The organism is Pedobacter cryotolerans, assembly GCF_005116475.1.
GTDB lineage: Bacteria > Bacteroidota > Bacteroidia > Sphingobacteriales > Sphingobacteriaceae > Pedobacter > Pedobacter cryotolerans.
This window is the reverse complement of the sequence record NZ_SWBO01000004.1, coordinates 397768-411183: the sequence shown is the minus strand read 5'-3', so window position 1 is coordinate 411183 and position 13416 is coordinate 397768. Positions and strand designations below refer to the sequence as shown.

General features: G+C 35.0%; 11 protein-coding genes. 3 read left to right on the top strand and 8 right to left on the bottom strand.

Annotated elements, in window-relative coordinates; genetic code table 11:
* The first annotated feature begins 27 nt into the window (after positions 1–27).
* Positions 28–582: a DUF922 domain-containing protein gene (locus tag FA045_RS09675; protein WP_136876861.1), complete on the top strand. Its 555-nt coding sequence runs from the start codon at positions 28–30 to the stop codon at positions 580–582.
* Positions 583–744: 162 nt separating this feature from the next.
* On the opposite strand, the gene FA045_RS09670 is transcribed toward FA045_RS09675, so the two are convergent.
* From FA045_RS09670 to FA045_RS09645, 6 genes are all read right to left on the bottom strand, one after another.
* A complete protein-coding gene (locus FA045_RS09670) occupies positions 745–1359 on the bottom strand; it encodes a hypothetical protein (RefSeq protein ID WP_136876860.1) in 615 nt (204 codons plus the stop codon).
* Positions 1360–1416: 57 nt separating this feature from the next.
* Positions 1417–3333 carry a beta-N-acetylhexosaminidase gene (locus FA045_RS09665; protein ID WP_136876859.1) on the bottom strand — a complete coding sequence of 639 codons (1917 nt, stop codon included), beginning with the start codon at positions 3331–3333 and terminating at the stop codon, positions 1417–1419.
* Between the two features lie 604 nt (positions 3334–3937).
* A complete protein-coding gene (trxB, locus tag FA045_RS09660) occupies positions 3938–4921 on the bottom strand; it encodes a thioredoxin-disulfide reductase (protein ID WP_136876858.1) in 984 nt (327 codons plus the stop codon).
* Between the two features lie 164 nt (positions 4922–5085).
* Positions 5086–6249: a dipeptidase gene (locus tag FA045_RS09655; protein WP_136876857.1), complete on the bottom strand. Its 1164-nt coding sequence runs from the start codon at positions 6247–6249 to the stop codon at positions 5086–5088.
* Positions 6249–6875 carry a toxin-antitoxin system YwqK family antitoxin gene (locus FA045_RS09650; protein ID WP_136876856.1) on the bottom strand — a complete coding sequence of 209 codons (627 nt, stop codon included), beginning with the start codon at positions 6873–6875 and terminating at the stop codon, positions 6249–6251. The genes FA045_RS09655 and FA045_RS09650 overlap by 1 nt, the downstream gene beginning before the upstream one ends.
* A gap of 6 nt (positions 6876–6881) precedes the next feature.
* Positions 6882–8510: an acyl-CoA carboxylase subunit beta gene (locus FA045_RS09645; RefSeq protein ID WP_136876855.1), complete on the bottom strand. Its 1629-nt coding sequence runs from the start codon at positions 8508–8510 to the stop codon at positions 6882–6884.
* A gap of 183 nt (positions 8511–8693) precedes the next feature.
* Between FA045_RS09645 and FA045_RS09640 the strand changes: the two genes are divergently transcribed.
* Both FA045_RS09640 and FA045_RS09635 read left to right on the top strand, forming a co-directional pair.
* Positions 8694–9404 carry a hypothetical protein gene (locus FA045_RS09640; RefSeq protein WP_136876854.1) on the top strand — a complete coding sequence of 237 codons (711 nt, stop codon included), beginning with the start codon at positions 8694–8696 and terminating at the stop codon, positions 9402–9404.
* Between the two features lie 82 nt (positions 9405–9486).
* On the top strand, positions 9487–9927 hold the full coding sequence (locus FA045_RS09635) for a DUF2721 domain-containing protein (protein WP_136876853.1): 441 nt from the start codon (positions 9487–9489) through the stop codon (positions 9925–9927).
* 98 nt (positions 9928–10025) lie between these two features.
* Here the strand turns inward: FA045_RS09635 and FA045_RS09630 are convergent, their stop codons facing one another.
* Complete coding sequence (locus tag FA045_RS09630) at positions 10026–10610, bottom strand: LOG family protein (RefSeq protein ID WP_136876852.1); 585 nt, start codon at positions 10608–10610, stop codon at positions 10026–10028.
* A 151-nt stretch (positions 10611–10761) separates the two neighbouring features.
* Complete coding sequence (locus tag FA045_RS09625) at positions 10762–13350, bottom strand: TonB-dependent receptor (RefSeq protein ID WP_136876851.1); 2589 nt, start codon at positions 13348–13350, stop codon at positions 10762–10764.
* Positions 13351–13416 lie beyond the last annotated feature (66 nt).

The following is a 13416-nucleotide window of genomic DNA, read 5'->3' as shown; positions in this document are numbered from 1 at the left end:
GGCACGGCTTTCGTTCTATAAAATTGAATGAAAAACGTTAAGACCTCTACATTAAGCTATTTATTTATACTCGTTAGCTCATTGCTGTTTTCTTTTAAAACACAGCAAGACATAGTTCCTGAACAAGTAGATTGGGAAACTCATTTTTTGGCTAAGCCAGATAGAAGATCTGCTTATGCAGCATTAACGGTAACTAATTGGCATTACAGCTACAATTCCAAAATAAGTGGAAACAATTTGCATATAGATTTTAAGTTTACTGGCGGAGTTGTTCCGGATCAATCTTGGGTTAAACCCGAAAGAATTGCAAATAGAAAAATTAGCAGGCAGCTTTTAAATCACGAGCAAGGTCATGTAAATATCAATTACCTACTTTTAAAAGAAGGAGAAAACCAAGTACGTTTTCAGAGATATACCATTTCAAATTACAAAAGATTAATACAGGCAAATGCTAACAGAGTAAGTAAATATTACAGCGAAATGCAAAGCAGATATGATGTTGAAACCAAACATGGATCTGATTTAGAAGCGCAAGCACGTTGGGATAATTACATACAAGATCAATTAAATAAGTATCAGTAAACAGTTGGTAGTTTAAAATTTTAAGTTATGGTTTAATAAAATTAATTGTTTTTTCAGTTCATGGCTTTACTATATTTAACTCCATCTGCCGAAAATAATAGATAGGAAGTGATTACTGTAAACCACAAATTGTTAACAGACAACTGAAAACTGAAAACTGCTTTATTCTTTATACTTAACCTCGCTTGCCGCAAAACTATTTCCTCTTAAGCTATATTGTAATGTTTTAACCAAAGTGGTTGTTTTTCCACTATCAATTGTTACAATAGGTACTGTACGAAATAAATCGCCATTTTTAATATAAAATTGATCATCTCCTTTATAGCCTTTCTTATTTTCGCTACTTAAACCAGGGAAGCTAATTTTATTAAATCCATTATTTGCGTACTCGTAAACATTGAGGTCATTTGTATTTTTTCTGATTAAGTATTGGATATAAATTTCAGGATTACCATCATTGTCTAAATCCATATTCCAAGCTTCCGAAATAACACCTTCACGCTCAACCGAAATTGATTTGTAATTGTTTTTTAAAGAATCAGACATTAGAATTAAATAGCCCCCTAGAGTGTCAATTCCTTTGCCCCAGCTCACCACTTCAAAATTAAAACCAGGCTTTATCTCAATGCTTTTATAAAAAGGAAAAGGATTTTTTGATACTGGTGCAACTTCTGTTTTAGCTGTTGTTACAGGCTTTTCATCACTTGTACAAGCGAATAAAAAGCTAATTGCTACCAATCCTAAATAAAGAGATTTAAAGGCATTATTTAATTTCATTTGATGTCATCAATTTTATTTATCCAATTTATAGCTTTTAACCCTTTTTAACAAAATTTATTTTGTTTTTACGTCTGTCGCTCCATTGTTTAAAATGGTTTCGCTAACTACACTTCTTTTTCCGCTAGGTGTTACCACGATAGTTTTAAGTATCTTTTTCTGTCCTTGAGGTACAGTTACTTTAATTGCATTTGTATAAGCTGTAGCATTTTCTGATGGACGATAATTATCTAATGTATAATAAATTTTAGCACCAGCAATAGGAGCTTTCAAATCTATCGTAAAGCTATCTCCATTTAATACCTTTTCTGGCTGCCCAATTGGTACGGGAACCCAGTAATTAGTATTCGTTTGGTCTAATTTTGCCAAGTGCATTGGCACTCTTTCTTCCGTAAAATTCTTGAGGTCTTTTTTCTCCACTGGTGTCCATGCTATTTCGGCAAGCGAATAAATTTTCGGAAAAATCATGTACTCAACCTTACTAGGCGTTTCCATATATTCTGTCCATACGTTTGCTTGTACACCAACAATATATTTTTTCTGTTCAGCCGTTAAAACCGCAGGAACAGGATCGTAATTATAAACTTTATGAAAATTAGAAAAACCAGTACCCAAACCACTAATAGTTAAAGGCTCATCTGGCGAGGCCGATGCTTTATGATCAAAATATAACCCTGCAGATCCCGGCGTCATAATTACATCGTGATTTTGTTTGGCTGCTTCTATTCCACCTGCTTCTCCTCTCCAACTCATTACCGTTGCGTTTGGCGCCAAACCACCTTCTAAAATCTCATCCCATCCAATTATTGATCTGCCTTTGGCATTCACATGTTTTTCTATTCTTTGGATAAAATAACTTTGTAAGCCGTGTTCATCTTTTAAATTATTATCCTTAATAAACTTTTGGCAAAACTCAGATTGTTTCCAATATTCTTTCGGACATTCATCTCCACCAATGTGGATATATTTTGATGGAAATAAAGCGATCACTTCGTCTAAAACATTCTCTAAAAACTTAAACGTATTGTCTGTAGGTACAAAAACATCATCAAAAACACCCCAGGTTTGCTGTACTTGTTTGCCCTTTCTATCACCACTCCAAGGCGCTTTTTCACCAACCCAAGTATCTCTTTCAGGAAAAGCACTCAATTCTGGATAGGCCGCAATTGCAGCAGAAGCATGACCAGGCATTTCTATTTCTGGAACCACATTAATGTATTTAGATGCAGCATAAGCAATTACCTGCTTTGCTTCTTCTTGTGTATAAAAACCATCGTGAGGAATATTATCTGTCCCGCCAGTACCTGGATAATTTCCAACAATTGTTCCGCTTCTTTTGGCACCAACCGATGTTAATTTAGGATATTGTTTAATTTCAATTCTCCAACCCTGATCATCAGTTAAATGCCAATGAAAAGTATTGATTTTATACATCGCTAAAATATCTATATATTTTTTGATGAACGATAACGGAAAGTAATGACGAGAAACATCTAAATGCATTCCACGATATTTAAAACGAGGATAATCTGTAATTTCTGCCGTTTGAATTGTTATTTTATCATCCTTTTTATCTGGCATCAATTGCATTAAAGATTGTACTGCATAAAACAAACCGGCATCTTTACCAACAACTTTAATTTGGTCTTTTGTGATTTGAATCTTATAACCTTCAGTTGGAAGCTTATCGGCACCTACCGACGTTAACACAATTGCTTTTTGACCATTTGTAGTCGACTTGGCTTCTATTAATGCAAATCCACCTTTTTTAACTATAAATGCATTTAATAAATCTGCAGTTTTGGCATTTGCTGTTTCATTACTAATTAATGCTACAGTTTTATCTAATAAAAAGATCCCGTTATTTTTTTTAATCGAAACAGGTGCGGGTATAATGCCCATATTTATATCAGTTTGGGCAAATGAGGTTAACGCAAAGAAAGTGATTAGAAGTAAAAGGGAGATTTTTTTCATGATGATAACAATTTGGTTCGCACAAGATAGAAAATTTAGGCTAAATCTAGTTAGTTGTAATTATGTAAATAATCGGTTATGTGATTTATAAATATATCTAAAATTTAGAAAAGGATTTTCAGCATTCCATGGGTTAGTTCAGTCCCGTTTTCCGTTTCAATTCCCGATTGTTCCGATAAAAATCGGATCGGGAGATTTCCACTTCAACCGGGTTTAAAAACAAAATGTTTTGCTACTATTTTATTCCTTGGCTGGTGTCCTCACCAGTCCATAAGATGTAGATAATTGAGTCAGTTGGCTGGTGGGGACACCAGCCATGGAGTAGAGATAATTGAAATATACTATTTTTCCTTGGCTGGTGTCCTCACCAGTCCATAAGATATAACTTTATATAGAGATAATTGAAATATATTAAATTGACTTGATACAATAACAAACTAGCTATGGAATCAATTGGCTGGTGGAGACACCAGCCATGGAGTATGTGTTTAATTTTTAATCTTCCGCCGTACCTCCTCGAAAAGACAGCAAAACGCAAAAAAAGCTTCCTGAAATTAATCAGAAAGCTTCTCGAATATCAAGTTCCCTTTAGGGGATCTAGGGTTTAATCGTAAGTTGAAGCCAACACATTTGGAGTAGCATCGCCTTTGGCAGCTAAATAACGTTCTGCATCTAAAGCAGCCATACAGCCAGAACCCGCAGCGGTTACAGCTTGACGGTAATAATGATCTTGTACATCACCAGATGCAAAAACACCTTCAACATTGGTTTTGGTAGTACCTGGAATAGTTTTTAAATAACCAGTTTCATCCATCTCTAACCAACCTTTAAAAATATCAGTATTTGGTTTATGCCCTATAGCCACAAAGAAACCCTCAACATCTAACTTAGATTTTTCGTTGGTTTGGTTATTGATAATTTCTAATCCGGTAACATTTTTGCCGTTACCTAAAATCTCAACCGCTTCTGAGTTATAAATCACTTCGATATTTGGCGTAGTTAAAACACGATGAACCATCGCTTTTGATGCTCTAAACTCATCTCTACGTACCAACATGTAAACTTTTTTACACAATTTTGCTAAATACGTTGCTTCTTCGGCAGCAGTATCTCCAGCGCCAACTATGGCCACATCTTGTCCTTTAAAGAAAAAACCATCGCAAACTGCACAGGCAGAAACACCAAAACCATTGTATTTTTGCTCGCTTGGTAAACCTAACCATTTGGCGGTTGCACCAGTGGCAATAATTACGGTATCTGCAGTTATGGTTTTAATTTCATCAACCACAACTTTACGAGGAAAAGAAGAAAAATCTACCGAACTTACATAACCAAAACGAATTTGTGTACCAAAACGTTCCGCTTGTTTTCTAAAATCTTCCATCATTGCTGGGCCCATGATGCCATCTGGATAACCAGGAAAGTTATCTACATCGGTAGTTTGGGTCAATTGTCCGCCCATTTCCAAACCAGTGTACATAACTGGTTTTAAATCTGCACGAGCTGCATAAATTGCAGCAGTATAGCCAGCCGGCCCCGACCCTATAATTAAGCACTTTACGTGTTCTATTTCTTGTTCTTGAGACATGATTATTTTATTGTGATACAAATTTACGCTTAAACTTTAAAACCGCAAAGGTTGTGGAGAAAGATGAAATTGTGAAGATAATTCAGTTAGCAGTTCACAATTATCAGTTCGCAGTTTTCAATTTTCAGTTGGCAATTAACTAATTCTACAAATGAACCGATGAACTATTTCCCCCTATTAGCTTTTAACACTCTTAAAAAATTTCCACCTAATATTTTATTGATATCAGCAGTTTTATAGCCTCTGTTAATTAGTGCGGCGGTTACTTTTGGATAATCGGCAACACTATTCATTCCAGCTGGAAAAGCCTCTGCACCATCAAAATCTGCACCCAAACCTACATGATCTACACCTATCATTTTCACAATATAATCTATATGATCTACCACAAGTTCTATTGATGGTTTGGTAGCTTCTGCCTCTGTAGGGTGTTTAGCAATTAAAGTATCAATTGCATTGCTCCTGCCATATTTAGCACTTAACACTTTTAATTCTTCACTATGTTTAGCTAAAAATATTTTCTGTTTTGCGCTGTAGGTAGAATCTAAAAAACCTGCATAAAAGTTCAAGGAAATTAATCCTCCGTTTTTACCAACTGCTTTTATTTGCTCATCATTTAAGTTTCTAGGTACCGGATTTAGCTTATAAACACAACTGTGTGATACCAGAATTGGTTTTTTACTTTCGTTAATGGCATCGAAAAATGTTTTAACACCAACGTGCGAAAGATCAACCATTACCCCTAAATCATTTAACTTATGGATTACTTGTTTTCCAAAATCATTCAACCCAGCTTTTTCAGGTTTTACTTTACCAGAAGTTTCTTCGGCAGCAGAGCTAGACCATGGCGTGCTGTTATTCCATGTTAAAGTGAGGTAAATCATCCCTCTTTTGGCTAAATCAGCTAGCTTTTCTAAGCTATTTTCGATCATGTGCCCACCTTCTACGCCTATCATGGCTGCCATTTTATTTGCTGCAACCGCTTTCTGTAATTCATCCGCATTGCGAACCAAACTAATTTTAGAAGGATATCTTTTAATTAAACTGTTTAGCGAATCAATCTGTCTATTAGCTACATCAAAGCCTCCATTTTCATCACTCCAAATAGAAAAAACCTGTACGTCTAATCCACCTTTTTTAGCTCTTACTAAATCAAAATTGCCAGTGCTTTGCAGTTTACCAATGTCAATACCCGATTTAATTTGGTTAAATAAAATATCACCATGGGTATCTACTAAAATTGCGTTTTGATGGATTTTTGCAGGTGTTTGAGCAAATAAAGCACTAAATGCAGTGGATAATATTAAACTACAAATAATTTTTTTCATCAATTGTTTTTGCTTTGAATTGTTCCTTTAATTTGTTTACTCTTTTTTATTTTTTCTCTTGACACTAACACCCCCTTATTCCAAATTTCTCTAATTTTTTCTTTCTCAAATAACCATTCGCCATCTTTTTCTCCTAAAGCGTAATTTCCAGAAACGATGGATTTCCCATACCTATCGAAAGTTAAAAATTTACCATCCAATTTGCCGTCTATAAATTCCTGACTATTAAAAATATTACCATCTGGAAAATAAAGTAACCATTTCCCTTGTTCCACGCCATTAACAAAATTTCCCTCTTGAGAAACAAACCTTGTTTTACCCCTAATTGTAAAGCTTTGTTTATACAATAAGTTAAACTCGTTAACATCACTATAAAAAGTAAACTTACCATGAGGAACAGCTAATAATTCATCGGAAAAAGAACCTGTTTGCAATAAATTATCATACAAATCGAACCTTTTAAATGTATAAATATCGCCCGTGCTTAATTTACCATAAACTGCGTAAGAAGTTGCTTTATCTTTATCTTGCGTTACTTGGTTGCCGTAAAAGTAAATTGGGGCTACCTGAGCATTTGCAACACAATAAAAGAATATACCAAAAAGTAAGACAGAAATTTTTTTCATTTAATTTTAGGTTTGTATAATACCCACATTAAAAGCTTTTTTAATTGGCGATTGATTTGCTGCTTCAATCCCCATAGAAATTACCTTTCTTGTTTCCAATGGGTCTATTACTCCATCAACCCACAAACGTGATGCCGCATAATAAGGAGTAGTCTGATTATTGTAGCGATCTGTTATCGTTTTTAACAAATCTGCCTCTTTCTCTGGCGTAATGGTCTCGCCCTTAGCTTTTAAAGAAGCTTCTTCCATTTGTAAAATTACCTTTGCAGCTTGAGCTCCACCCATAACCGCAATTTTTGCAGTTGGCCAAGCATAAATTAATCGCGGATCGTATGCTTTACCACACATGGCATAATTACCAGCTCCATAAGAATTGCCGATTACAATAGTAAACTTTGGCACAACAGAATTAGCAACTGCATTAACCATTTTAGCGCCATCTTTAATAATGCCACCTTGCTCTGATCTGCTACCAACCATAAAGCCTGTTACATCTTGTAAAAATACCAAAGGGATTTTCTTTTGGTTGCAATTCATGATAAAACGGCTTGCCTTATCTGCGCTATCTGAATAAATTACACCACCAAATTGCATTTCGCCTTTTTTAGATTTTACTACATTGCGTTGGTTGGCTACTATCCCAACTGCCCAACCGTCAATACGAGCCAAACCACAAATAATACTCTGACCGAACAGTGTTTTATATTCTTCAAATTCAGAATCATCAACCAAACGATTGATGATATCCCTCATTTCGTAAGGTTTTTCTCTATTTTCGGGTAAAATACCATATAATTCTTGCTGGTTTAGTTTTGGCATAGCCGATTTAATCCGATCAAAACCTGCATTTTCTGGAGCGCCCAACATCCCCATTATTTTCTTGATGCTATCTAAACAAGCCTGATCGTTAGGATGTTTATAATCAGTTACGCCAGAAATTTCACAGTGTGTAGTTGCTCCGCCTAAACTTTCATTATCTATATCTTCGCCTATGGCTGATTTTACCAAATAAGAACCAGCTAAAAAGACTGAACCCGTACCTTCAACAATCATGGCCTCATCACTCATGATAGGTAAATATGCACCACCAGCAACGCAAGAGCCCATAATTGCAGAAATCTGAACTATCCCATCGGCACTCATCATGGCGTTGTTTCTAAACATTCTTCCAAAATGCTCCTTATCCGGAAAAATTTCATCCTGCATAGGTAAATAAACGCCTGCGCTATCCACCAGATAAATTACTGGCAACCTATTTTCCATGGCAATTTCTTGTGCCCTTAGGTTTTTCTTAGCCGTCATCGGAAACCATGCTCCTGCTTTTACAGTGGCATCATTGGCCACAATTAAACATTGTCTGCCACTAACGTAACCAATACCAGTAACCACGCCTGCACTTGGGCAACCACCTTGTTCAGCATACATTCCATCGGCTGCAAAAGCACCAAGTTCTAAAAATTCGGTATCCTCATCAGTTAAGTAAGCTATTCTTTCTCTGGCTAAAAGTTTGCCTTTTTCTTTTTGTTTTGCCGCGTTTTTTTCACCTCCGCCAGCATATATTTTTTTCAACTTGGTTTTAAGTTCATAAACCAATTGTTTATTCACATCTTCGTTTTTGTTGAATTCTATATTCATTGTTTTATTTGGCTAGATCAGCATTTTTAACTTTAATGCTTTGGGGGCAAGTTAGTGGTTAAAATTAATAAACTAAAACCTGTTTTGGTATTCAGTAAACAGTTATTATCAAAAATTAAATACAAAATATAAAGTGTATTTGTGCATCAACAACAAAAAAATATATCCAGCGTTTTATCCTTAATGAAATACATCTTATTATTAGCTCTTTTTACAACTCAAATTACTAAAGCCCAAAGCTTTTCTTACCCTAGTTTAAACAAACAGGTTAAGCATATTGAGCAAATTATACCTGCACAATGGAAGGCTATTGATACGGTTTTTGGAGATTTGAATAATGATAAAACAGATGATCTTGCACTCATACTAGAATTTAATTTACCTATTTCGGAGCACCGAGCTTATGGAGACAATGAAACTGATTTGATTAAAGAGTTTCAGCGACCTAGGGTTTTGGTAATTTATTTTAAAAATCCACAAAGTGGAAAATATTATTTAGTTACCCAAAACAATAATTTTATTTTACGAGCTAACGAGGGTGGTTCATTAGGCGATCCATTAAAAAATATCAGCATTGCGAATAACAGATTACTATTACAATTTGAAGGCGGCGCCGATTGGCGTTGGATTTTAAATTATGAATTTAAGTACAGCAGTAAAGATTGGAATTTGGTAAAAGCAAATAACATTTATTACCATGCTTTTACTGGAGAAATGACTAACAATCAATATAATTTTGCTGAGCGTAAAAAAAGATTAATATCGGGTAATTTAGCCAATCAGAATGAAAATAACTTGATTAATGAAGAAGCACTAATTTTCACAAGCTATAAAACATTAAACACGTTTAAAAAGCCATGGACTTGGCAGATCAGTGATGGTATTTTTCTATAAATTTCTATTTTAACAAACTTTACCTATCTATTTAAAGATAACTGCTTATTAATTGATATTTTTGAATAAATAATGAATTGATATGACTTTAAGCATTAATACGCCAGCATTACTATTCCCTGCAATTAGTTTAATTATGTTGGCTTATACCAACCGGTTTTTATCTTTAGCTACGTTGGTTAGAAACTTACATTCAAAATACTTGAATGATGATAAAAACAGTGTGATCATTCCTCAACAGATTAAAAACTTAAGAACTAGATTGAAATTGATTAAAAACATGCAGGCTTTTGGCGTATTGAGTTTTATCTCCTGCATTGTGTGTATGTATTTTATTTACATTGGGCAAGAATTTACTGGAGAGATTTTCTTTGCTTTAAGTTTAATTCTTTTCACGGGTTCATTATTTATGTCGCTTATTGAGATACAAATCAGCACGAAAGCACTAGAATTAGAACTAAGCGATATGGAGTTGAATGACCCTTCTTTAGTGCAGTATATTAAAAAGAAGTTTGATAAGTAATTTGAGACATGCGTATTGAGATGTGAGATATGAGACCTTGCGAACTTCAAAACCTTTGAACATTTCAACCTTACAACGCTTTCAACTTTACAACCTTCTCAAACCAAATTCCGATCTCTAAACCAAACTTCATCTGGTGCAGCTTTAAAGTTTTGCATTTTTTCTACTAAAATCTTTGCATCAGTTTCATTAAAAACTAAATCTCTATTGGTTTGCTTTAAAAATCGATGCGCTACCATTACATCCATCTGTTTAAAAAGAGGGTCGTAAAAACCACCTACATTTAAAACTCCAATAGGTTTACCGTGCAGCCCCAATTGCAACCAAGTTAGCACTTCAAACAATTCTTCGAGTGTACCAAAACCGCCTGGTAAAATCACAAAACCATCTGCTAAATCGGTCATTTTTTGTTTACGCTGGTGCATATTTTCGGTCACAATCATTTCTGTTAAACCTTTGTGACCAACTTCTTTATCCATTAAAAATTGAGGAATAACACCTAAAGCTTTACCACCACGTTTTAAAATTTCATCGGCAATTACACCCATTACCCCTACACTGCCCCCGCCAAAAACTAAGGTTATATCTTGAGCAGCCATTGTTTCTGCCAAATCTTCAATGGCTTTTCTTAACACTGGGTCGCCATTAAAATTAGAGCCGCAGTATACACAAAGTGATTTCATTTCATTTAGATTAAACTCAAAAGTAATGAAATTGGCTCATCGATCAATAGTTCATTGGCATGATCAATTAAAAAAACTTTGACAAACCAATTGCCAGATGCACAAAGGTTTGTCAAAGTAGTACTAATGAACCAATGAAACCAATGAACTGTTAAAATGTAAACCTCAGAGTTGCTCCGTAAGTTCTCGGATCTCCGAGTACACCAGCATACAAACCTGAATTACCAGCAGCAGCTTGCAATTGCTCAAAGTAATCTGTTCCAGTTAAATTTCTGCTCCAAACAAAAATGGAAAATTTCTCAGATCTAAAACCTGCTCTTGCATTTAATAAGGCGTATGCATCTACATTTAAAATACTTGATGGTGTGGGATTTGATGAATAACCAGATCGATATGATGCATCTGCTGCTACAAAATATCTTCCAACTTTGGTTGCTAAGTTTCCTGATGTACTTAACTCTGTTCCTCCAGAAATATTCCATTTAGAGATACCTGGCAATCTGCCACCCGAAGCATCTTTAAAAGCAACTTGTGTAGCCACACCATTAATAATCTCGGTATTTCCAGTTTCTTCTAACGGAAGTGGTGCATTTGTAAATTTCACATATTTACCACCAAGATAAGCCACAGCTGCATTTAGTGTTAAAAATCTTTTTAACTGGTAGGTTCCATCTATTTCTAAACCTTTAACGTTTACTTTTTCTGCATTGGCTAAATATCCTCTATTTACACCTAATTGTGGAGATTGTACATTGGTTTGATAATCTTTTATATCAGTGTTGAAAGCCGTAACATTTAAGATTGCTCCCTTAGCAGGTTTAGTCTTAATACCCAGTTCGTAATGTTTTACAAACTCTGGCTTAACAACAGCCAATGATAAATCTGCTTGTCCATTTGCTATTGTAGGTAAACCACCAACATTTACACCAACTGGTTTATAAGCTGTAGAGAAAGTTCCATAAGCATTTAGATTATTATTTGGCCTGTAAGATAAAGTAATATTTCCCGATAGATTATTATTATCAGTACTAGTAATAAATTGCTGATTGCTGTAAACGGCTGATTTTAAAGTTAGCAAAGCTGCATCAGTTGTTTGCAAACCTCCGTAAGTTACTTGGTTATAGTCTACATCTTTTTTATCATAAGTATACCTCAAACCCGGCAAAACGTGAAAGTTCTCTAAAAACTCCCAATCTGCCTGAGCAAATACTGCAGTACTTAATGATTTAATTGTTGAGTTTGTCGTAATACCAAATCCATCTAACAAACCCGGGGTAGCATATAATGCTTGTGCGCCAGTATTACTTGTTTGCACAAATCTCCATTGGTCTTTACCAACTTCTTCTGTTTGACCCAAACCTTGTAAATTCTGACTGAGCGCAAACACACCTACCACGCCACTTAATTTTTCAGTTATATTTCCAGAATACCTAAATTCTTGTGAATACTGATCATGTCGAGAGTTTCCTTGAGATTTTGTAAGTGCAGATAGTTCAGAAAAATCCCTGTCATTGGTAGGATCCCAATTCCAAAACCGCCATGCAGTAGTTGATGTTAAGGTGCCATGACCTAATTTATAATCAACATTTACCGATAAACCTCCGATAGATTGGTTATGTCGCCAAGGTGTATTTGTATTAATTTCTCTAGAGAAAGGATCAATTTTTGGTTGATGATATCCTAAGTCTGAAACTATTTGAGCGTATTGTCTAAATGCGCTACGCTTAGTTGTGGTAACTCCGGCAATTACTAGCGGATAACCAGCCGGATGTTGGATGCTTACATCTCCACTCACTAAAATTTGAAGTTTATCTGTCGGCGTAAAATACAATTGTCCTTTTAAACCAAGGTTATTTTGTCCACTATATTTCCTTTCCTCTAAAGTATTCCAAATGGTACCATCTCTTTGGGTGCCCGAAATAGATAATTTTGCGGCCAAGTTTTTCGCTAAGCCTCCAGAAACTGAAGCTTTACCTTGAATAAAATTATAATTACCAACACTTATTTCTGCTTTTGCAGTTGGTGTTTGCGTTGGTTTGGTAGTAGTAATATTAAAAGCACCAGCTGTAGTATTTTTACCAAATAAAGTACCCTGTGGCCCGCGAATAACTTCTATTTGTTCGATATCTAAAAAATCTGTAGAAGTTGCTGCCGGACGAGCGTGATAAACACCATCAACATAAAAACCCACACCAGGATCAATACCATCATTTGTTAAACCAAATGTAGAACCTAAACCTCTGATATTTAAAGTAGTATTACGGGCATTTGATGCGTACAATTGCACAGAAGGAACCAATTCTTTTAAACGATTAACATTAAAAGCACCTGCATTTTCTGCTGCTTGTCCACCAATAACTGTTATGGCAATTGGTACATCTTGCAAAACTTCAGAACGTCTTCTAGAGGTTACAACGATTTGATCTAACAAAGCATCCTCTACCAATACCAATTCTATTGGAGTGTCTTGAAGTTTTAAAATCTGAAAATCTTGTGGCTTATAACCTACGGAACTAACTTGAAGGTAAAAAGGAATGGGCTGGTTAGTATTAATCTTGAACTTACCTAGTGTATCGGCCCGCACATTTAGGTTTGTCCCTCTTATTTTAATAGAGGCAAAAGAAAGAGGTATGCCTTCTGCACTTTTAATTACACCAGTTAAAGCATTCTGGGCATAAATAGATGTTGTTGAAATTGATAAAAAGATTAAAATTAAAAAGGAAAAGTAATTGTGTTTCATTGCGTTGTTTATAATTAAAATGGATGATTAATTTTAAAGTCTACTAATTCTATAGAACTTATCGAC